The organism is Halobaculum roseum, assembly GCF_019880245.1.
Lineage (GTDB): Archaea > Halobacteriota > Halobacteria > Halobacteriales > Haloferacaceae > Halobaculum > Halobaculum roseum.
This window is the reverse complement of sequence record NZ_CP082288.1, coordinates 207,417-227,273: the sequence shown is the minus strand read 5'-3', so window position 1 is coordinate 227,273 and position 19,857 is coordinate 207,417. Positions and strand designations below refer to the sequence as shown.

At 68.8% G+C, this 19,857-nt stretch carries 19 protein-coding genes and 1 pseudogene; 15 read left to right on the top strand and 5 right to left on the bottom strand.

The window, feature by feature from the left end; all coding sequences use genetic code 11:
• Window positions 1-20 precede the first annotated feature (20 nt).
• On the bottom strand, window positions 21-506 hold the full coding sequence (locus K6T36_RS17460) for an Lrp/AsnC family transcriptional regulator (protein WP_222923730.1): 486 nt from the start codon (window positions 504-506) through the stop codon (window positions 21-23).
• A gap of 167 nt (window positions 507-673) precedes the next feature.
• Here K6T36_RS17460 and K6T36_RS17455 point away from each other — a divergent pair, with 167 nt between their 5' ends.
• From K6T36_RS17455 to K6T36_RS17445, 3 genes are all read left to right on the top strand, one after another.
• Window positions 674-1,615, top strand: a complete 942-nt coding sequence (locus K6T36_RS17455) for a DMT family transporter (RefSeq protein WP_222923729.1) — start codon at window positions 674-676, stop codon at window positions 1,613-1,615.
• A gap of 99 nt (window positions 1,616-1,714) precedes the next feature.
• Window positions 1,715-1,921: a hypothetical protein gene (locus K6T36_RS17450; RefSeq protein WP_222923728.1), complete on the top strand. Its 207-nt coding sequence runs from the start codon at window positions 1,715-1,717 to the stop codon at window positions 1,919-1,921.
• A gap of 104 nt (window positions 1,922-2,025) precedes the next feature.
• A complete protein-coding gene (locus K6T36_RS17445) occupies window positions 2,026-2,265 on the top strand; it encodes a hypothetical protein (protein ID WP_222923727.1) in 240 nt (79 codons plus the stop codon).
• Window positions 2,266-2,513: 248 nt separating this feature from the next.
• Here the strand turns inward: K6T36_RS17445 and K6T36_RS17440 are convergent, their stop codons facing one another.
• Together K6T36_RS17440 and K6T36_RS17435 are read right to left on the bottom strand one after the other, a co-directional pair.
• The gene (locus tag K6T36_RS17440) at window positions 2,514-2,732 is read right to left on the bottom strand and encodes a hypothetical protein (RefSeq protein ID WP_222923726.1); all 219 of its coding nucleotides are present in this window, start codon (window positions 2,730-2,732) and stop codon (window positions 2,514-2,516) included.
• Entirely contained in the window at window positions 2,732-4,690 is a 1,959-nt protein-coding gene (locus K6T36_RS17435) for a right-handed parallel beta-helix repeat-containing protein (RefSeq protein ID WP_222923725.1), read from the bottom strand. The genes K6T36_RS17440 and K6T36_RS17435 overlap by 1 nt, the downstream gene beginning before the upstream one ends.
• 462 nt (window positions 4,691-5,152) lie before the next feature.
• Between K6T36_RS17435 and K6T36_RS17430 the strand changes: the two genes are divergently transcribed.
• Together K6T36_RS17430 and K6T36_RS17425 are read left to right on the top strand one after the other, a co-directional pair.
• Window positions 5,153-6,763: an alkaline phosphatase family protein gene (locus K6T36_RS17430; RefSeq protein ID WP_225935256.1), complete on the top strand. Its 1,611-nt coding sequence runs from the start codon at window positions 5,153-5,155 to the stop codon at window positions 6,761-6,763.
• Window positions 6,760-7,761, top strand: a complete 1,002-nt coding sequence (locus K6T36_RS17425; RefSeq protein WP_222923723.1) for a GNAT family N-acetyltransferase — start codon at window positions 6,760-6,762, stop codon at window positions 7,759-7,761. The genes K6T36_RS17430 and K6T36_RS17425 overlap by 4 nt, the downstream gene beginning before the upstream one ends.
• A gap of 50 nt (window positions 7,762-7,811) precedes the next feature.
• Here the strand turns inward: K6T36_RS17425 and K6T36_RS17420 are convergent, their stop codons facing one another.
• Both K6T36_RS17420 and K6T36_RS19215 read right to left on the bottom strand, forming a co-directional pair.
• A complete protein-coding gene (locus K6T36_RS17420; RefSeq protein ID WP_222923722.1) occupies window positions 7,812-8,063 on the bottom strand; it encodes a HalOD1 output domain-containing protein in 252 nt (83 codons plus the stop codon).
• 470 nt (window positions 8,064-8,533) lie between these two features.
• Window positions 8,534-8,713 (bottom strand): annotated as a pseudogene (locus K6T36_RS19215) (DUF7563 family protein); the annotation flags it as partial.
• Window positions 8,714-9,148: 435 nt separating this feature from the next.
• Between K6T36_RS19215 and K6T36_RS17415 the strand changes: the two are divergent.
• From K6T36_RS17415 to K6T36_RS17370, 10 genes are all read left to right on the top strand, one after another.
• Window positions 9,149-9,760, top strand: coding sequence for an acyltransferase (locus tag K6T36_RS17415; protein WP_222923721.1), 612 nt, complete (start codon window positions 9,149-9,151; stop codon window positions 9,758-9,760).
• The gene (locus K6T36_RS17410; protein ID WP_222923720.1) at window positions 9,757-10,881 is read left to right on the top strand and encodes a DegT/DnrJ/EryC1/StrS family aminotransferase; all 1,125 of its coding nucleotides are present in this window, start codon (window positions 9,757-9,759) and stop codon (window positions 10,879-10,881) included. The genes K6T36_RS17415 and K6T36_RS17410 overlap by 4 nt, the downstream gene beginning before the upstream one ends.
• On the top strand, window positions 10,878-11,897 hold the full coding sequence (locus K6T36_RS17405) for a Gfo/Idh/MocA family protein (RefSeq protein ID WP_225935255.1): 1,020 nt from the start codon (window positions 10,878-10,880) through the stop codon (window positions 11,895-11,897). Before K6T36_RS17410 ends, K6T36_RS17405 begins: the two co-directional genes overlap by 4 nt.
• Window positions 11,894-13,258, top strand: coding sequence for a nucleotide sugar dehydrogenase (locus tag K6T36_RS17400; protein WP_222923719.1), 1,365 nt, complete (start codon window positions 11,894-11,896; stop codon window positions 13,256-13,258). Before K6T36_RS17405 ends, K6T36_RS17400 begins: the two co-directional genes overlap by 4 nt.
• Window positions 13,255-14,064, top strand: a complete 810-nt coding sequence (locus K6T36_RS17395; RefSeq protein WP_225935254.1) for a hypothetical protein — start codon at window positions 13,255-13,257, stop codon at window positions 14,062-14,064. Before K6T36_RS17400 ends, K6T36_RS17395 begins: the two co-directional genes overlap by 4 nt.
• Entirely contained in the window at window positions 14,061-15,629 is a 1,569-nt protein-coding gene (locus K6T36_RS17390; protein ID WP_222923718.1) for an alkaline phosphatase family protein, read from the top strand. The genes K6T36_RS17395 and K6T36_RS17390 overlap by 4 nt, the downstream gene beginning before the upstream one ends.
• A 5-nt stretch (window positions 15,630-15,634) precedes the next feature.
• Complete coding sequence (locus tag K6T36_RS17385; protein WP_222923717.1) at window positions 15,635-16,666, top strand: DUF354 domain-containing protein; 1,032 nt, start codon at window positions 15,635-15,637, stop codon at window positions 16,664-16,666.
• Between the two features lie 50 nt (window positions 16,667-16,716).
• Entirely contained in the window at window positions 16,717-17,730 is a 1,014-nt protein-coding gene (locus tag K6T36_RS17380) for a polysaccharide deacetylase family protein (protein WP_390182346.1), read from the top strand.
• A 142-nt stretch (window positions 17,731-17,872) separates the two neighbouring features.
• Complete coding sequence (locus K6T36_RS17375) at window positions 17,873-18,880, top strand: GNAT family N-acetyltransferase (protein WP_222923715.1); 1,008 nt, start codon at window positions 17,873-17,875, stop codon at window positions 18,878-18,880.
• A 4-nt stretch (window positions 18,881-18,884) separates the two neighbouring features.
• The gene (locus K6T36_RS17370; protein ID WP_222923714.1) at window positions 18,885-19,817 is read left to right on the top strand and encodes a glycosyltransferase; all 933 of its coding nucleotides are present in this window, start codon (window positions 18,885-18,887) and stop codon (window positions 19,815-19,817) included.
• The last annotated feature ends 40 nt before the right edge of the window (window positions 19,818-19,857 follow it).

Sequence of the window (19,857 nt, the reverse complement as noted above, 5' to 3'; positions counted from 1 at the left end):
GAGGCGCCGGGCCCGCCCGCTCACTCGTCGACGAGCGCCTCGACGAGCGACTCCGTCGAGTACGACGAGAGCGCGCGTGCGTCGTCGTACAGCGTCTCGATGACGTACGTGGAGTTGGTCCGCTCGACGGCCGGGATCCGCTCGAACTCACGGAGCAACCGCCCGACCGCCTTGTCGTCGGGTAAGTGTGCGACCGCGACGAAGTCGGTCTCGCCCATCGTCGACAACAGCGTCGTCACCCCCTCGATCTCGGTGATCGTCGACGCGACGTCCGCGTGCTCGCCGGCGTAGTCGGCGAGCACCTCGACGAGCACCGTCACGCCCAATCCGAGCGCGTCGAGGTCCAGGTCGTACAGGTCGTTGGTGATCACGCCCGCCTCCCGGAGGTTGTTCAGCCGGTAGTGCACGGTCGAGACCGGGATCCCGGTCTCCTCGTTGATCCGCTCGGGGCTCCCGGTACCCAGGTCGGCGATCGCCTTGAGGATGCGAACGTCGCGCTCGTCCATACCGACTCCCCCGACGGCGAGCCTGATAGTTCCATCCGCTCCGAGGATCACAGCTCGATCCGAACCTGATTCAAAGAAAACGAATATTCGTGAGAGACACGTCTGATCACACTCGGTAAGAGTGGAAGTGCTTATCAACTCTGCTCTCTTTCGTTGGAACAGAATCAATGAATCTCCGTTCTGTTTGGAGAACCGCGCCGACGACCGGCGTGTTGTTCGTTCTCCTTGCGACGCTGTGGGGCGGGTCGTTCGTCGCCATCGAGGCCGGCGTGAAGGAGTGGCCGCCGTTGCTGTTCGCGGCGATCAGGTACGACCTCGCGGGCGTACTCGTGCTCGCGGTCGCGGCCGTTGGGGGTGGACGCGTGCTGCCGCGGACCCGAGGCGACCTCGCCGCCGTCGCGAGCCTCGCGGTGTTCGTCGTCTTCGCACACCACGCGCTGTTGTACGTCGGACAGGAGACGGTCCCCGGCCCCGTCGCCTCCGCGGTCGTCGCGCTCTCGCCCGTCCTGACTGCGCTGATCGCGCCGTACGTGCTCGGCGCGGGGGAACTCGGTCGAGTCCAGTATCTGGGGGTCGCCCTCGGGTTCCTCGGCGTCGTCTCGGTGACGGATCCCGGGGGAGCCGGCGGTATCCCGGCGACCGGAACGCTGCTCGTGTTCGGGGCGACCGTCGCGTTCGCCGTCGGGACGGTCCTGCTGCGGCGGGTTCGGCCGACGATCTCGGCGGCGGCCCTGCAGGGGTGGGGGATGCTGACCGGAGCCGTCCTGCTGCACGGCGGGAGCCGTGCCCTCGGCGAGGCCCAGACGGTCGCCGTCTCGACGACGGGGGTGGCGACGCTCGCGTTTCTCGTCGTCGGCCCCGGCGTGATCGCGTTCCTGCTGTACTTCCGGCTGCTCGACTCGGTGGGGGCGACGCGGACGATGCTCGTCGGCTATCTCGAACCTATCGCTGCCGCGGGACTCTCGTTCGCGCTGTTCGGCTACGTGCCGACCGACGGGGCCGTTATCGGCTTTCTCCTCGTGCTTGGCGGCTTCGCGCTCGTCGAGGGACACGCCCTCCGCGACGCCGCGGGCGGTGCGGTCGGACGGCTCCGCGCGGCGCTTCCGTGAGGCATCGTTCGGCCGGACTGTGCGGTAGGCCGACCGATTTTCAGGGATGATGACATGAAGCGCGATAATAACTTTGGGACCGACGGCCGACAGTCGGGTATGGACACTGCCGACCGCCCGCCCGAGCACCACGACGGCGGGTCGGGGCTTCCGAAGCTGGAGCGGTCGCTACGGCGTGCGCTCGCGACGGCCGAGTCCGACGAGGCCCGCTACCACATCCGAACCGCGCTCCAGTATCTCGATGTCCTTCGTGCACAATCGGGGGACGACCCCCCGTCGTCACGGCGTCGGCTCGAACGACGGTAACAGATTCGCCGTCGATCGAACAGATCCCGTACCCGACCGTGTTGACCCCGAGCATCCAGGAGCGGTCACCCATCGCCGTCGACCCCCGGAGCCGGTGGCTTACCGTGTCCGAACAACTGGTGTTACTGTTCGCACGGCTCGGGATCGACCCCGATAGTCAGCCGTCCGTGTTGCATGATTCCGTCGAGACCGACGCACTGAACGCGCTCGCGGGGGCGCCGACCACGACGGTGTCGTTCGCGCTGTGGGGCCATTGGGTCCGGATCACCCCTGACGTGATCGAGGTGTACGCGCCGGCCACCGAGTTCAGTTCGGATACGGGGGTCGAAGAACCGCGGACGTGATGGTGTCGGAGAACCGCGGACGTGGTGGTGTGGCAGACGCCTGGATCGACCCGTCGCGGCCGAACATGCGGCCGGAAGCGGCCGACGTTCGGGATTCGGGGATCGGCGAACACTGACGAAAGGAGACGGCGGCGAGCGGGGTCGATCCGGAGGGCGTGGAGGGGAGTCGCGTCAGCGTGTCGGTGGGGTGATCAACTCGCCCCACCGGTGAGGGGACGGCGGCGCGGGATCGAGACCGTCCGGCGGGATCAGGCCCGGTCGGACAGCTCCGTCACGCTCCCGCGGTCGGCGACGATGAAGGCGTCCTCGCGGAGCAGGTCCTCGTCCGTCGGGAGCACGAGCACCTCCTCCCCGCCGCTCGTCGAGGTGGGGATGAAGTCCAACTCGATGAGGTCGTAGCCCAGGTCATCGAGCGGGTCCGGGTTCGGGGGAAGCTCTCGCCAGGCGTCGGTCATCGACCGCGGCATCAGGCTCCTCGTTCGATCGTGAGGTCCGCCTCGCCGTCGACGGTGATCCCCGTGAGGGTGCCGCTGAACCGGTACGCGTCGACGCCGGACCCGACGACCCCGATCACCTTGCCGTCGCGCGCGAAGTCCTCGACGCGGTCCCAGTCGGTGCCGTCTTCCGTCTTACTGCTCGCCTCGGTGTCTCGGACGACCTCGCCGGAGACGGTGAACGTGTAGTTCGTCGGCCGGCCGTTGTCGGCGCCGTTGACCACGACCTGGTTCGACAGGTCGTCGTCGTACGTGCGGTCGCCGTCGTCGGTGGAGCCGTCGTCGGTGGAGCCGTCGTCGGTGGAGCCGTCGTCGGTGGAGCCGTCGTCGGTGGACCCATCGTCGGTGGACCCATCGTCGGTGGACCCATCGTCGGTGGACCCATCGTCCGTACTCCCGTCGGTCGATCCGTCACCGTCGGTCGATCCGTCGTCCGTGGAACCGTCACCGGACGAGTCGTCGCCAGACCCGTCGTCGTCGGTCGGCACTTCCCCGTTGACGAGTTCCTCGAAGGTGGTCGTCGTCCCGTTCAACGAGACGGAGTAGCCGTAGCCGTCGTCGACGACGTAATCGAGCACGTCGCCGTTGAATCGGAACGAGTCCAGTTCGTCAGGCTGGAGGTCCTGAACCTCCATCAGCGTGTTCCCATCGCTGGTAGTGGTGATGCTGTCGGAGCCGGGCTCGGCCTTGTCTCCGAACGCCGCCTCCCCGCTCACCACGATGTCCATGTCGAAGTCCCCGGGCTCGGCGGTGTCCGAAAGCGGGTTGTCCGGGTCGGCGTGGAGTACCAGAGTGTTGTCGTACTCGACGGGGTCCGACTCGACGGTCGTCGAGCCGTCGCCCCACGGGCCGACGCCCGCCTCGATCCCTTCGATCTCGTCGGAGACCGCGTAGCCGGTGATGTCCGAGGGGAGCGGGAACTCGGGCGCGCCGTCGACGATACCGTTCCCGTCGTAGGCGGGCTCGATCCCGTCGCTGCCGGAGCCTTGGAACGTACAGTCCTCGACGGTCACGTCGATGTCGCCGCCGGTCTTGTCGCGGATGATGTCGCCACTGGAGTCGTTGTAGAAGTGACAATTACGGACCGTGAGCGTCGATCCCGCGGCTCCGTCGTGCGCGACGATCGGGTTTCCGACGCCGTCGACGTCCATCGCGACGAAGTAGCAGTTCTCGACGACGAAGTTCCCCGGGTGGCGCAGACGGAGCCCGCGGCCGTTTCTCACGTTGGTGTCGTCGGTGCGCACCGGGTCGGTCACCGCGATCAGGCAGTTACGCACGTACGTCGTCTCGTCGACGTCGGTGCCACGCCGGTGGCCGACCCGGATGTTCGAGATGTTGCTGTTGGCCGCGACACAGTTCTCGAAGGTCATCGGGAGCTTGTCGGTGTAGGCGCCGTTGTTGCCCATCCACGCCCACGAGGAGTTTCGAACGACCGCACGTTCCCCACCCTCCGGATTGTACATCGCGCGGTCACGTGACTCGTCGCCGCCCTCGGGCCAGTGGAATCCTTCGATCTCACTGCCGGACACGACGTACAGTCCAGCACGGGCCTCATTGTTGCGTCCGCGGACGACGATGTTCTCGAGCCGTCCCTCGATCCAGCCGTCCATCGTGCCTCCCTCGAGGTTCACGACGACGTCGCCGGGGTTGCCCTCGCCGATCAGCGCGTCGCCCGAGCCGATGTCGAGGTCGTCGTCGTTCCAGGTGTACTCGCCGGCCGGGATCCTGACCTCGCCGCTGGGCGAGCTGTACTCGCCGAAGTCCCCAGCCGCGGTGGCCGACTCGCTCGCGAGCGCCCCGGCGCCGCCGACTGCCGCGAACGCGCCGATCCCCTTCAGCAGCGTTCGGCGGCTCGCGGAGGCGGTATCCTCCGACTTCTGTTCGGTAGTCGACTCCTTCTCGTCTGCGTCCCCAGTATGGCTGTTTGCCATGGACGGGAAGGGAGCGAATACACACAAGTAGGATCTGACGAATTCCCCCCCGATCGGCGGTAAGATACGGTTACTTACGGTCGAACGCGGGTACGTTCCCCGTACCGTTTGTTTCGGGTAGCTACAGAATAGATACGAAATGGATTCACGATCGGCGGGTCCGCGCCGGCGCGCCGGTCGGGGTGGTACGTTCACCCTTCGGAGCTGATAACCTCCGACGCGCGTCAGTAATCGGCGACAAACGATCGGTAGGGACGCGAATATCCCGGGAACCGTCCCCTGACGTGGCGATCTCTGCCGGGGGACGACTCGACCGCCTCGGCGCCCCTTCGACGAAGTACGCCGAGCCGAATGTGGTTTCGACGTGACTACCGGTTAGGGATAGCCGTACCCGGGCGACGTTGGGACACCCTACGGGTGGCGCTCATCATAACAAAGGTCGGACTCGACCCAGGTTCGGCCGTGAGCGACCGAGACCAAACCGAGCTACGGACCCTTCTGATCGGGATCGACGGGGCCTCGTGGTCCGTGCTCGATCCGTTACGTGCGGAGGGGATACTCCCGACGCTCGGATCGCTGTTCGACCGGGGTGCGGTCGGCGATCTGGCGTCGCAGCTTCCCCCGTGGACGCCCAGCGCGTGGCCGTCGCTGTACACCGGTGTTAACCCGGGTAAGCACGGCGTATTCGACTTCCTCAGCTTCGACGGCTACGACTGGGACCTCGTCGACCGCGGCGACGTACACGAGCACGCCCTGTGGGAGCTGTTGGATCAACGGGGGCTTCGAAGCGTCGTCGTGAACGTCCCGGTGACCGACCCCCCGCGACCGTTCGACGGCGCGCTCGTGCCCGGCTACGTCGCCCCCGAGGAGCCGACCTGTCACCCGGCGGGCCTCCTGGACGACCTCCGCGAGGAGATCGGCGAGTACCGCGTGTACGCGCCCGCTGACGCGACCGACGAGGAGGAGATCGACTGGTACGAGCGGCTCGTCCGGATGCGCGGGGCCGCCTTCCGCCACCTGTCCGACGAGTACGACCCGCATTTCGGGTTCGTCCAGTTCCAACAGACGGACACCGTCTTCCACGAACGGCCGACTGACGACCGGGCCGTCGAACGGGTGTTCTCCGCCGTCGATGACGAGATCGGACGGATCCTCGACGCGTGCGACCCCGACACGGTGATCGTCGCCAGCGATCACGGGATCGGTCCCTACGAGGGACACGAGTTCCGCGTGAACTCCTTCCTCCGCGAGTCCTCGTACGTTCGAACGACCACCGGCGAGGGCGGAATGCCGTCGTGGGGGGAGTTAGCTCGCGACGGCGACGCGACCGCGTCGTTCGCCGGCCGGGCCGTCAAGGCGGCCGCGGCCGTCGGCATGACCAGTCAGCGGATCAACAAGGTGTTGTCCGCGCTTCGGCTCGACGGGTTCGTTCTCGATCGCGTCTCGACGGAGACGGTCCGGGCGGCGACCGAGCGGGTCGACTTCCCCGCGTCCGCGGCGTACATGCGCTCGCGGACGGAACTGGGGGTCCGGATCAACAAGGCGGGGCGCGACCCGCAGGGTGTGGTCTCGCCGAGCGAGTACGCCTCGGTTCGCGAGGACCTGATCGAGGCGTTGGAGGCAGTCCGGACGCCGGACGGCGAACCGGCGTTCGAGGCGGTCGTCCCGGCGGAGGACGTGTTTCACGGCCCCCACGTCGACGACGCGGTCGACATCGTCACGGTCCCGCGGGAGTTCGACGTGTACCTCTCCGCGTCGGTCCGCGACGAGCAGTTCGGCCCGCCCTCGGAGCCGTGGAACCACAAGCCGACGGGTATCGTCTCGCTGACCGGAATGGGCGTCGACGCCGACGAGCCGCTGGAGGACGCCCACCTGTTCGATGTCGCGCCGACGGTGTTGTCCGCGCTCGGTGTCCCCCCGAGCGACCGGATGGACGGCGGGACGCTCCCGCCGGTTGCGTCGGTGCCGCCGGCGGAGTACGCGCCGTTCTCGCCGCGGGACACCGAACGAACGGGCACCGGAAACGTCGAGGATCGTCTCTCGAACCTCGGGTATCTGGAGGGGGGACGATGAGCATCGAGGTTCGGCCGGTCGACGACGACGACCGGTGGAACGGCTACCTCGACCACGCCCCGACGCCGACCCCGTTTCACTACGCGGAGGTGCTGGACGTGCTCGCGTCCGCGGCGGACGCGACGCTCCACCGCCTCGGCGGGTTCAAGGGGCAGGAACCGGTCGGCCTGTTTCCGGTGTTCGAGGTGGACCGCGGCCCCGTCTCGGGGGTGTTCTCGCCGCCGCCGGACCTGAAGGTGCCGTACCTCGGCCCCACGCTCGTCGTTCGCGGCGACGCGCCGAAGCGCCGGCGCCTCGACCGGCAACACCACGAGTTCGTCGAACGGACCGTCGAGCACCTGTCGGCCTCGATGGACCCCGCGCTCGTCAACGTCCGCACCCCCCCGGGGTACGACGATGTTCGCCCGTTCTCGTGGAACGAGTACGAGGCGGATCCGCGCTACACGTACGTGGTCGACCTCACGAGGCCCGAGGAGGAACTGCTCGACAGCTTCAGCTCGGACGCCAGGCGCAACGTCACCGACGACTACGACGTGGACTACGAGATCGTTCCGGGCGACGCCGGGGACATCGAACGGATCGTCGAACAGACAAAACGGCGACACGCCGATCAGGGGGAGCCGTTCCCGATCGACTCCCCGTTCGTGGTCGACCTATACGAGGCGGCGCCGGAGGGGGTGGTCCGCCCCGTCGTCTGCCGGATCGACGGCGAGTTCACCGCCGGAACCGTCTGTCTCGAAGCCCACGACGCCGCGATCCGGTGGGTGGGTTCGGCGAAGCCGTCCTGTGACCTCCCCGCGAACGACCTTATCGACTGGGAGTACTGCCGACGCGCGGCCGGTCGAGGGGTAACTTCGTTCGATCTCGCGGGCGCGAACACCCCCCGGATCGCCGAGTACAAGGCGAAGTTCGCTCCCGATCTCGTTCCCTACTACCGGGTAAAGCACGCCTCGCGAACGATGGACGTAGCCGTGTCGTTGTACAATAAACTGCGGTGAACCTCCGCACCGCGTTCGATCGCCGATCTGTCCCGTTCGACCCCGCCCGGCTACCGGAGCGACTCGACGTCGAGTCGCCCGTCGGACGACGCTCGAACGGTGACGGTGTCGTACTCGAACGACACCTCCACGCCGGCGTTCGACTGCCGGAGAAGCGTGTCGAGGGCGTCCCCGTCGACGTACTCGTTGAGGACCGGGAGCTGATCCGCCTCGACGCCGGTCGCCTCCGCGACGGCGACCACAACGGCGGTACTCGGGCGCTCGAACTCCGTCCAATCTGATCGGTACGTCGGGGTCTCCATTTCCATCCCCCCCGTAGTGCTATTGTCAACCGTCATATATACACAACTGCTCGGGTCAGTATATTTGGTTTTTGTTCATAAAAGCTCCGGTACGCCCCCACCGTGTATCAAAGATCGGGAACATTCCAGCGGACGAGTAGACTGCCCCTTCGAGCGCGCTCACACCCGATCTCACAACTCTCCGACGTGAACGGGTGATAGTAGACGGGAATATTACATACCTGATCACGACGGTCTGCCATATATAAATAACTGCATCGCCCGTTCGTATCGGTCGTCCTATTGACAGAATGGGCTTTTTCGACACGAACAATACTGTCCATTCACCCCCTCACCCCGGGGGGAACCGCCTCCAAGTGAAACCCGTCGGGCTACGCTCCGATCGGTGAGACGGTCGCAACGGGAAGGGAAAACGAAGTCGAGCGATCGGCCGCCCAGTTCCTCAGCTCCACGTCGTCAACGGACGTACCTCAACTCCACGTCGTCAACGGCTGCTCTTCGATCGCGTGGTCCCGCTCGTCGCGAGCGGGACTCTCGTCGAGGTCCGCCGCCCGCGAGCATCCGATACACCGTCGAACGACGTTCCTGTTGTCCCCGAACACCCGTGCGAACCGTTCCGTGACGTGGTTTCCGCAGGTCACACACTCTGGCATACACCGGCAGCGGGACGGGGACGTGTATTGTTATTCAGTCCCGAACCGTCGACCGACCGAACCGCCGCCGCGTAACCGCCGCATACTTGCCGACCGGACACACGCCGTCGCCCCGATCGCTCGTCGCGTCGATCGGACCGATTTTCCCCCCGATCGATCGGTGACTGCAGCCGTCTCCTCGTCGATGTCCTCGCACGCGTCACGGCGCTCCGTTCGCGGTCACCGAGGGAGTAACCCTCCAAACGCGCCCATAACAATGTGCGAAACCGGGGATGGGGAGATAACCGCCATCGGCGGAACATGGAACATGTCCCCAAGAACGAACCAAGCGCCGAACGGAGCACAGCGCCACCCAGGGTGTGGCCGCGCAGATCTGTCGGAGCCGGGCGGGCGTCCGGTAGTTGACACGTGGAGCGGTCGAGAGGAGTGGAGATGACTGACGCGTACGGACACGCCCGGGCGGACGGAGGGACCCCCGTTTCCGAGCGCGCCTCGGACGGGACGGTTCACCCGGGCGCGACGATCAAACGCGAGGGCGGACGCGGGCCGACGTTCGGCGCCGACCCGACGATCCGCGAGGGTACCGTGGTCTACGCCGACGTGGTCGTCGGCGACCGGTTCACGACGGGCCACCACGCGGTCGTCCGCGAGGGGACGACCGCCGGCGACGACGTGCTCGTCGGAACGCAGGCCGTCCTCGACGGCGACTGCACCGTCGGCGACGACGTGAGCATTCAGACCGGCGTGTACTGTCCGACCGGCACCACCCTCGGCGACCGGGTGTTCCTCGGACCCCACGCGGTGCTGACGAACGATCCCTATCCGCTCCGGACGGAGGCGGACCTGGAGGCGCCGACGCTCGAGGACGACGTCTCCGTCGGCGCCAACGCGACGATCCTCCCGGGCGTCACCGTCGGCGAGGGCGCGTTCGTCGCCGCCGCCGCGCTCGTCACCGAGGACGTGCCCCCGCGGACGCTCGCGGTGGGGTCGCCCGCGGAGTTCCGGTCGCTTCCCGCGGAGCTCGACGGAGGGAACGACCAGTGATCCCCCTCGCGAGTCCCGACATCGGAGCCGACGAGCGCGAGCGCGTCCTCGACGTGCTCGATTCGGGCCAGCTCGCCGACGGCGAGGAGGTCCGAGCGTTCGAGCGGGAGTTCGCCCGGTACTGCGGGACCGAGCACGCGGTGGCGACGACGAACGGAACGACGGCCCTCCACGCCGCCTTCGAGGCGCTCGGGGTCGGCGAGGGCGACGCGGTGGTCACGACGCCGTTCTCGTTCATCGCGAGCGCGAACTCGATCGTCCACGCCGGCGCCGAGCCGGTGTTCGCCGACGTGGAGCCCTCGACGCTCACGCTGGACCCGGACCGCGTCGAGGAGGTGCTCGCCCAGCGCGACGACGTGGCCGCTATCCTCGCGGTCCACATCTACGGCATGCCCGCCGCCATGGGCCGACTGCGCGCGCTCGCGGACGAGCACGACGTGGCGCTCGTCGAGGACGCCGCGCAGGCACACGGCGCGACCCACGAGGGCGATCCCGTCGGAAGCCTCGCCGACGCCGCCTGCTTCTCGTTTTACCCGACGAAGAACATGACGAGCGGCGAGGGCGGGATGATCACCACCGACGACGGGGCGCTCGCCGACCGCGCCGCCCGGTTCTGTGACCACGGACGAACCGTCGAGTACCGCCACGGCGAGGTCGGGCACAACTTCCGGATGACGAGCCTGTGTGCGGCGATCGGCCGCGCCCAACTGGAGAAGCTCCCCGAGTACAACCTGGCGCGCCGCGGCAACGCCGCCTATCTCACCGAGCACCTCGCGGGTACGTCCGTCGAGACGCCCACGGAACCGGACGGACGTACGCCGGTGTATCACCAGTACACCGTCCGCTCGGATCACCGAGACCTGCTGGAGTCGCACCTCGCCGACCACGGCGTCTCCTCGGCGGTGTACTACCCGCTGCCGATCCACGAGCAGCCGGCGTATCCGGACGTCGACGTGTCGCTCCCCGTCGCCGAGCGCGCCGCCGGGCGCGTCCTCTCGCTGCCGGTCCACCCCGACCTCTCGGTGGCCGACCTGGAGGCCGTCGTCGACGCGGTCGAGCGCTTCGAGCACAGCGAACGGGTCCCCGAGCCGGCCGCGAACGAGGGGCGGGTGGACTCGTGAGCGCAGCCAACGACGTCGCCGAGGAGGCGGCCACGGACGGACCCGTTCGGGTGGGCGTCATCGGCATCGGGAGCATGGGGCGCAACCACGCCCGGGTCTACCGCGAGCTCGCCGACGTGGAGTTGGTCGGCGTCGCCGACATGGACACCGAAGCGGCCGAGCGCGTCGCCCGCGAGTACGGCACGGTCGCGTACGACACCGACGACCTCCTCGGGGTCGCAGACGCGGTGAGCGTCGCGGTCCCGACGAGCGCGCACGCCCCGGTGCTCGAACGGTGTATCGACGCCGGCGTGCACGCGCTCGTCGAGAAGCCGTTCGTCGACGACATCGCGACCGGACGCGAGCTGGCGGTCCGGGCCGAGGAGGCCGGGGTCACCGTTCAGGTGGGCCACGTCGAGCGGTTCAACCCGGCGGTGCGGACGTTGATGCGGATACTCCCGAACCTCGACGTGCTCGCGGTCGACGCGCGTCGACTCGGGCCGCCGACGGACCGCGAGCTGGACGGTACCGTCGTCTCGGACCTGATGATCCACGACATCGACGTGATCAACGCGGTCATCGACGCCCGTCCCGGCACGCTCGGCGCGACCGGCGCGGCCGACGGCGACTACGCCACCGTCCAGTGCGTCTACGAGGACGGCACCGTCACGACGTTCACGGCCAGTCGGGTCACCCGTCGGAAGGTCAGACGGCTCGAGATCACCGCCCGCGAGTGTCTGGTCGTCGTCGACTACCTCGCACAGACCGTCGAGATCCACCGCAGCGAGGTGCCCGAGTACGTGGAGTCGAACGGCACGGTCCGCCACCGCACCGAGAGCGTCGTCGAGCGACCGTTCGTCGAGACGGGCGAGCCGCTGAAGGCCGAGCTCGGCGCGTTCGTCGAGGCGGTCCGCGAGGGGAGCGAGCCGATGGTCACGGTCGAGGACGGCCTCGCGGCCGTCGAGTTCGCCCGGCAGGTCGAGGGCGTGATCGGAATGGAGGACGAACTCGCCGCGCGACAGGAGGCGACGCGATGAGCGAACGCGCCGAACTCTCCGCGCCGCTGTACGGCAGCGACCGACCCGAACGTGCCCAACGCGAGGCGTTCGACCGCGGCGAGTACCCGGTCGCCGTCTACGGCCTCGGAAAGATGGGCCTCCCCATCGCGACCGTCTTCGCCGAGACCACAGGAACCGTCACCGGCGTCGATATCGACGAGTCGGTCGTCGACCGCGTCAACGACGGGGACTGTCACGTACGAAACGAGCCCGGCCTCGACGAGGCGGTCGCCGACCTCGTCGCCGACGGGGCGCTGCGCGCGACCACCGACGGCGCCGCGGCCGCGGAGGACGCCCGGATCCACGTCGTCATCGTTCCGACGCTGATAACCGATGACCGCCGGCCGGACACCTCGGTCGTCACGAGCGTCGCGCGCGACATCGCGGAGGGGCTGGCGCCGGGAGATCTGGTCTGCGTCGAGTCGACGCTCCCGCCGGGCACCTGTCGGGACGTGCTCGCGCCGCTGTTGCGATACGAGAGCGGACTCGACGCCGGCGAGTTCGGGCTGGCGTTCTGCCCCGAGCGGACCTCGAGCGGTCGAGCGCTCGCTGACGTGCGCGGAAGCCACCCGAAGGTCGTCGGCGGCGTCGACGCCGAGAGCACGCGCGCGGCGGCGCTGGCGTACGACGAGCTCACGACGAACGAGGTGATCCCCGTCTCCGACACGACGACCGCGGAGGCGGTGAAGGTGTTCGAGGGGCTGTACCGCGACGTGAACATCGCGCTGGCGAACGAGTTGGCGCGGTTCACGGAGGAACTCGGGATCGACGTGCGTGAGGCGATCGACGTGGCGAACACGCAGCCGTACTGCGACATCCACGACCCCGGCCCGGGCGTCGGCGGCCACTGCATCCCGTATTACCCGTACTTCGTGCTCAACTGGCTGGAGACCCCCGCGCCGCTGCTCGCGACCGCCCGCGAGGTGAACGACGCGACGCCCGTTCATGTGGTCGACCTCCTGGAGGCACGGATCGAGGAGCGGGGGGACTCGCTCGCGGGGTCGACGGTCGTCGTCCTCGGGATCACCTACCGCGCCGGCGTCGCGGAGACGCGCGCGAGCCCGGCGATCGACATCTGCCGGACGCTCGACGACCGCGGCGCGACCGTGTACGCCAGCGACCCGCTCGTCGACGCCGAGGGGATCCCCGCGACGTGGGTCCACCCCGAGGAGGTCGGCGCCATCGACGCCGACGCGGTCGTGCTCGCGACCGACCACGAGGCCTTCGATGCGATCGACTGGGACGCCTACCCGTCGTCGACGGTCCTGATCGACACGCGCGACGCGCTCGACCGCGACCGACTCGGACGCGACGTGTACGTCGTCGGGAGGGGACCGTGATCGCGGACGGCTTCACCACCGAATCGTACGTCGACCTCCTCGATGCGGCCGACGACGGGGGATACGAGTTCCTCACCGTCGCCGACTACCTCGCGACCCCGGCCGAGGACCGCCCCGAGCGGTTCCTCCTCCTCCGTCACGACGTGGACCGGAAGGTCCGCAACGCCGCGCGAATGGCCCGCATCGAGGCGGACCGTGGCATCGAGGCGACTTACTACGTCCGCACCGGGACGTTCGACCCGGGGTTCGTCCGCACCCTCGAATCGCTCGGTCACGAGGTCGGCTACCACTACGAGGACTACGTCCGCGCGGACGGCGACCTCGAGGGGGCTCACGACCGCTTCGCGCGACACCTCCACCTGTTCCGGCGCTACTGCGACGTGGAGACCGTCTGCATGCACGGTAACCCCCTGTCGCCCCACGACAACCGCGACATGTGGACCGCCACGGACGCGCCAGGGTTCGACGCGTACGACCTCCTCGGGGAGGCGTACCTCTCGATGGACTTCGTCGACGTGACGTACTTCTCCGACACCGGCCGCACCTGGCGCGACGGCGCGTTGAAGATCAAGGACCACACCGTCGGCGACAGCGCGAAGGCGGTTTCGGTCGCCGAAACCGCCGAGCTCGCGGCGCTCCTCCGCGAGGGCGGCGTCGAGCGCGGCTGCCTGCTCGTCCACCCCGAGCGGTGGGCCGACTCGGTGCCCGAACTGTTCGTCGAACGCACGAAAGACGGCGCGATCAACGCCGTGAAACGCGGACTCCGGCTCGTCCGCCCGCCGGCAACCCCTTCATCCACATCATGACCACGATCACGATCGGCCTCGACGGCGCGAACTGGGACCTCATCGGCGACTGGCTCGAGGACGGCGACCTGCCGAACCTCCGGCGCCTCGTCGACGACGGCGTCGGCGGCGTCTCCGAGAGCTGTCTGCCGCCGATCACCGTCCCGAACTGGAAGTGTTACTCGACCGGCAAGAACCCCGGGAAGCTCGGCGTGTACCGGTTCGACCGGATCGACACCGAGAACCGGACGCACGTGTTCCACGACGCGACCGACTTCGAGAGCGCGGAGCTGTGGGACTACCTCAACGACGAGGGGAAGACGGCCGGCGTGATCAACAAGCCGTCGACGTACCCGCCGAAGGACCTCGACGGCTTCATGGTCGCCGGCGGTCCCGACGCCTCCGAGACGGAGTATCGCTCGCTGGAGCGCGGCTTCGCGACGCCCGATCGCGTCGAGGAGTTCCTTCGCGAGGAACTCGACTACCGGGTCCACCCGAGCCCGATGATCTCCCCGAGCGAGACCGGCGAGGCCGAGGTCGAGGCGGTCCTCGACCTGATCGACCTGCGATTCGAGGCGGCGAAGGCGCTCTTGGAGCGTGAGGACCCGGACTTCCTCCACCTCACGGTGTTTTACAGCATGGCGCTGCAGCACTACTTCTACGACGGCGAGCCCGTCGAGCGCGCGTGGCAGCGCATCGACGCCCACCTCGGCGACTTCCTCGACGAGGGACACGACATCCTCGTGATGTCGGATCACGGGACCTGCTACGTCGATGCGGTCTTCTACGTGAACGTCTGGCTCCAGCAGCAGGGGTATCTCGCCGTCGAGAACAACATCGACGGCGCGCTCCGAAAGGCGGGGATCACCCGCGAACGCGCGCTCTCGGTCGCGAAGCGCCTCGGCATGGTCGAGACCCTGAGCCGCGTCGTGCCCGAGGGGATCCAGAAGGTCATCCCGTGGGACGAGGGCGTCAAGCGCGACCGCGTGCTGTCGATCCTCGATTGGGACGGGACGGAGGCTGTCGCCAGCAACCAGGGACCGATCTACCTCACGCGCTCGCGCGAGGACCCCGGCTACGAGGAGCTACGCACCGAGCTGATCGAGGGGCTGGAGTCGCTTCGCCACCCCGAGACGGGGACGCCGCTGGTTCGGGCGGTGTACCGCGGGGAGGAACACTACACCGGCCACGCGGCCGACCGCGCGCCGGACCTCATCCTCGATCAGGGCGACGGCGTCCACACGAGCGACGCGATCGGTCCCGACGAGCCCGTCGCCGACTCGGGCGTCTGGCTCGGCGGCAACATGCCCGACGGCGTGTTCCTCTTTTCGGGGCCCAGCTTCCGGTCGGACGGCCTCACCGAACGCGCCCGCATCGTCGATCTCGCGCCCACCCTGCTGCACGCGATGGGCGCGGCGGTCCCCGACGACCTCGACGGCGAGGTGCTGGACGTGTTTGATCCGGGGACCGACCCCGCGAAGCGCCCGGTCCGGACGCGCGAACCGCTCTCCGGGGATCGGGCCGGCGAGGAGACCGACGACGCCGAGGTCGAGGCCCGGCTCGCGGACCTGGGCTACCTGGAGTGAGTCCCATGCGCGTTCTCGTCGATGTGAGCCACCCCGCGCACGTCCACCTCTTTCGCAACGCGATCACGGAGCTCGACGACCGGGGACACGAGGTCCGCGTCGTAAGCCGCGAGAAGGACGTGACCACGGATCTGCTCGACGCGTACGGCATCGATCACGTCCCGCTGTCCGCGAAGGCCGGCGGCGCCGCCGGCGTCGCTCGCGAGTGGACCGCCCGCGGGGCCCGGCTCCTCCGGCAGGTGGCCGGATTTCGACCCGACGTGGTCCTCAGCAGGCTCAACCCGACCGCGGCGTACGTCTCCCGGCTCGTCGGCGCGCCGAACGTCGTCTTTCACGACACCGAACAGGCGGGGCTGCTCGATCGCGCGACGACGCCGTTCGCGACGGTCGTCTGTACGCCGGCGGAGTTCGCCCGCGACGCGGGAACCCACCAGATCCGGTATGAGGGGTACCACGAGCTGGCGTACCTCCACCCCGCCCGGTTCGATCCAGATCCCAGACGGCTCACCGACGCCGGCGTCGACCCGGACGAGCCGTTCTCGGTCGTCCGACTCGTCGAGTGGAGCGCCCACCACGACGCCGGCGCCGCCGGTTTCGACCCGGACACCGTCCGCGAGCTGGTGGACCGGCTCGGGGAGTCCGGCGCCGTGTACCTCTCCAGCGAGGGAGCCCTTCCCGACGATCTCGCTCCGTACGAGGCGCCCGTCGCGCCCGACGCAGCCCACGACCTGCTCGCGTACGCCGACTGTTACGTCGGCGACTCGGGGACGATGGCGACGGAGGCGGCGTTGCTGGCGACGCCGACGGTCCGGTACGACCCCTACGAGTCCAGCATGGGGAACTTCGAGACGCTCGCGGAGCTGGGGCTCGTCGACTCGATCGCTGACGAGCGCGCGGTCGTCGAGCGAGCCGTCGAGCTCGCGGCCGACCCCGACGCCGCCGACCGCTGGCGACGCCGCCGTCGCCGCCTCCTCGGGGAGAAGATCGACGTGACGGCGTTCATGGTCGAACTCGCGGAGGAGGTGGGTACGTCGTGAGCCGCTCGGGCGACGCGGGGCGACCGTCGTTCCTCCCCGGCAACGACGACATCACGTGGCCCGGCGGCCGCGAGCCCCCCGAGGAGCGCCCCGTCCCCGACGGCCACGAGTTCAGCCTCCTGCTCACCCACGACATCGACCGCCCGTACAAGACGTACCAGTCGGTGTACTACGCGGCGACCGAGTCCGACCGCCGCGCGTACCACCTCTCGACGCTGATCCCCGGCGTCAACCCCTACTGGCGCTTCGAGGAGCTGATGGCGCTCGAGGACGACCTCGGCGTTCGCTCGGCGTGTTACATGCTCGACGAACAGCGGCTGTTCCGCGACCGCCCGGCCGCGGAGTGGCTGACGATGGAGGGCTGGCAGCTGTTCGCCGGCCGGTACGATCCCACGTCGCCCGAGATACGCGACGCGTTCCGCGCGCTCGACGACGGCGGCTGGGAGATCGGTCTCCACGGCTCCTACGAGTCGTTCGACGACCGCGAGCGAATGCGCGCCGAGAAGGAGACGGTCGAGTCGGTCGTCGGCCACGCGGTCGCCGGCGGCCGCCAGCACTACCTCAACCTCAAGACGCCCGACACGTGGGAACACCAGCGCGCGCTCGGACTGCGTTACGACTGTAGCCTCGGGACGAGCGCCGAGCCCGGCTTTCATCACGGGCACGGGATCAGGCGCCCGTTCGGCGACGACGACGGGTTCGTCGTGTTCCCGCTGACGATCATGGAGCAGTCGATCCCGGACCCCGGCGAGGACTTCGACGCCGCGTGGGCCGTCTGCGAGGCCCTCCTGGAGGAAGCACGCGAGGAGGGCGCGGTGATGAGCGTGCTGTGGCACCTGCGCCACTTCGCCCCCGACGAGTTCCCGGGCTACGATCGGATCTATCGGAAGCTGATCCGCCGGGCTCAGGAGCTCGGCGCGTGGGTCGGGTCGCCCGGACAGTTCTACGAGGAGACGGATCTTGGTGGCGCCGACGGGACGGGGAGCGTCGCGGCGGCGGCCACCTCCGCGGCGACGAGGACGACGGCCGACTCGACGGCGCGAGACCCGTCCGAGGGACGGTAGCGACCGAACACCGCCCGCCTGCACACCCGTCGTTGCCCGCCCGTGTCGCCGTTCGCTGCCTCGCTCCGTCCCGACGGATCGCCGTCGTCTCCGGTGGTACCCTCCGTATAACAATCCCCCGCTCGACCCCCCGTCTCCGTACATGGATATCCGACGGCTCTCACTGGCGGAGTGGGACGAGGCACTCCCGGACGATGGGTTCGAGGTGTTCCACACGCCCGAGGCGCTCGAAACGCTCGACGCGCACGCGAGGGGGGAACTGCGACTCTACGGCGGGTACAAGGGCGAACAGGCGATCGGCCTCGCGCCGGTGTTCGTTCGCGAGCAGGCGTTCGGCACCGCCGCGTTGTCGCCGCCGCCCGGGTTCGGGATCCCCCGGCTCGGGCCGCTCGTCATGCCGACCAGCCCCAAACAGCGCAAGCGCGAACGCGTCAACGGCCGGTTCGCCGAGGGGCTGCTGGAGGAGGTCGACGTCGACGCGTCGACGACGCTGTTCCGGATGGTCTGTCCGACCAGCTACGCGGACCCGCGCCCGTTCGGGTGGTCGTCGCTGTCGGTCGAGCCGACGTTCACCTACCACCTCCCGGTCGACGGGGACACCGACGCGATACTGAAGTCCTTCTCGAAGAGTCTCCGGCGGGAGATCCGCGACGCCGAGGACGTGGACTGCTCGTTCGAGGTCGGCGACCGCGAGGACGTGCGTCGGATCTACGAGCAGGCGCGCGACCGCTACGCCGAGCAGGACCGCGGCTTCACGATGACGTGGCCGTACGTGCGCGACCTCACCGACGCGCTCTCGGCGGTCGACCGCTGTCGCCCGTACGTCGTCCGCGACGCCGACGGCGACTTCGTCAGCGGGATCCTCGTGTTGTACTCCAACGACGCCGCGTACTTCTGGCTCGGGGGCGCGGTCGCGACCCTGGAGGGAACGACGGTCAACAGCGCGCTCCACTGGCGGATCGTCCGCGACATCGCCGCCGACGAACCCCTCGGATCGGTCGACACGTACGACCTGATGGGCGCCAACACCGAGCGACTCTGCCGGTACAAGAGCAAGTTCGGGGCGGACCTCGTGGCGTACTACACCGTCGAGTCCGAGGGCGCTGGAATGCGCGCCGCCAAGACCGCCTACCGGCTCGTGAGCAGGTGACCTGATGCGGGTGCTCAACCTGGTCACCAACGAACGCGCGCGCTTCTTTCGAAAACAGCGGGACACGCTCACGGATATGGGCGTCGAGGAGACCACGCTGACCGTCCCCGGCGACCACACCTACGACGACGGCTCGACGAACGAGCGGTCCGCGGTCGACTACCTCAGGTTTCTCCCGCAGGTCGTGCGACGCTCGTTCGGGGGGTTCGATCTCGTTCACGCGAACTACGGGCTGACGGCGCCGCACGCGCTCGCGCAGCTTCGGCTCCCGGTGGTGCTGTCGCTGTGGGGGACGGATCTGATGGGCAGGTACGGCCCGATCACGAAGGCGTGCGCCCGTCGCGCGGACGAGGTCGTCGTGATGTCCGACCGAATGGCCGCGGCGCTGGATCGCCCGTGTCACGTCATCCCCCACGGCGTCGACCTCGACCTGTTCGAGCCGATGCCGACGGACGACGCCCGCGCCGAGCTGGGATGGGACGCCGACGCCGACCACGTGCTGTTCCCGTACCCGCCCGCACGCGGGGTGAAGGACTACCCGCGCGCCGAGCGCGTCGTCGACCGCGTCCGCGACCGCCTCGACGGGGAGGTCGCCTTCCACACCGTCACCGGCGAGCCCCACGAGCGGATGCCGGTGTACATGAACGCCGCGGACGTGTTGCTGCTCACCTCTCGACACGAGGGCTCGCCCAACGCCGTGAAGGAAGCGCTGGCGTGCAACCTCCCGGTCGTCTCCACCGACGTGGGCGACGTGCCCGAGCGGCTCGACGGCGTCGCCCACTCGCGAGTCGCCCGCAGCGACGCGCAACTCGTCGACGGCGTCGTCGCGGCGCTCCGCGCAGGCGAACGCTCGGACGGCCGGGCGGCCGCCGAGGAGGTGTCGGCCGAGGAGACTGGCGCTCGACTGCTGGCCGTGTACGAGGAGGTGCTCTCGTGACCGCTCGCCTTCGAGTCCGTGTTCGCGCCGACCCCCACGT

What these genes read in the sequence shown, in the direction of transcription:
- K6T36_RS17435 (WP_222923725.1), bottom strand. Translation starts at nt 4,690, where the DNA reads ATGGCAAACAGCCATACTGGGGACGCAGACGAGAAGGAGTCGACTACC.
- K6T36_RS17450 (WP_222923728.1), top strand. Translation starts at nt 1,715, where the DNA reads ATGGACACTGCCGACCGCCCGCCCGAGCACCACGACGGCGGGTCGGGG.
- K6T36_RS17425 (WP_222923723.1), top strand. Translation starts at nt 6,760, where the DNA reads ATGAGCATCGAGGTTCGGCCGGTCGACGACGACGACCGGTGGAACGGC.
- K6T36_RS17415 (WP_222923721.1), top strand. Translation starts at nt 9,149, where the DNA reads ATGACTGACGCGTACGGACACGCCCGGGCGGACGGAGGGACCCCCGTT.
- K6T36_RS17440 (WP_222923726.1), bottom strand. Translation starts at nt 2,732, where the DNA reads ATGCCGCGGTCGATGACCGACGCCTGGCGAGAGCTTCCCCCGAACCCG.
- K6T36_RS17375 (WP_222923715.1), top strand. Translation starts at nt 17,873, where the DNA reads ATGGATATCCGACGGCTCTCACTGGCGGAGTGGGACGAGGCACTCCCG.
- K6T36_RS17370 (WP_222923714.1), top strand. Translation starts at nt 18,885, where the DNA reads ATGCGGGTGCTCAACCTGGTCACCAACGAACGCGCGCGCTTCTTTCGA.
- K6T36_RS17460 (WP_222923730.1), bottom strand. Translation starts at nt 506, where the DNA reads ATGGACGAGCGCGACGTTCGCATCCTCAAGGCGATCGCCGACCTGGGT.
- K6T36_RS17420 (WP_222923722.1), bottom strand. Translation starts at nt 8,063, where the DNA reads ATGGAGACCCCGACGTACCGATCAGATTGGACGGAGTTCGAGCGCCCG.
- K6T36_RS17455 (WP_222923729.1), top strand. Translation starts at nt 674, where the DNA reads ATGAATCTCCGTTCTGTTTGGAGAACCGCGCCGACGACCGGCGTGTTG.
- K6T36_RS17400 (WP_222923719.1), top strand. Translation starts at nt 11,894, where the DNA reads ATGAGCGAACGCGCCGAACTCTCCGCGCCGCTGTACGGCAGCGACCGA.
- K6T36_RS17385 (WP_222923717.1), top strand. Translation starts at nt 15,635, where the DNA reads ATGCGCGTTCTCGTCGATGTGAGCCACCCCGCGCACGTCCACCTCTTT.
- K6T36_RS17390 (WP_222923718.1), top strand. Translation starts at nt 14,061, where the DNA reads ATGACCACGATCACGATCGGCCTCGACGGCGCGAACTGGGACCTCATC.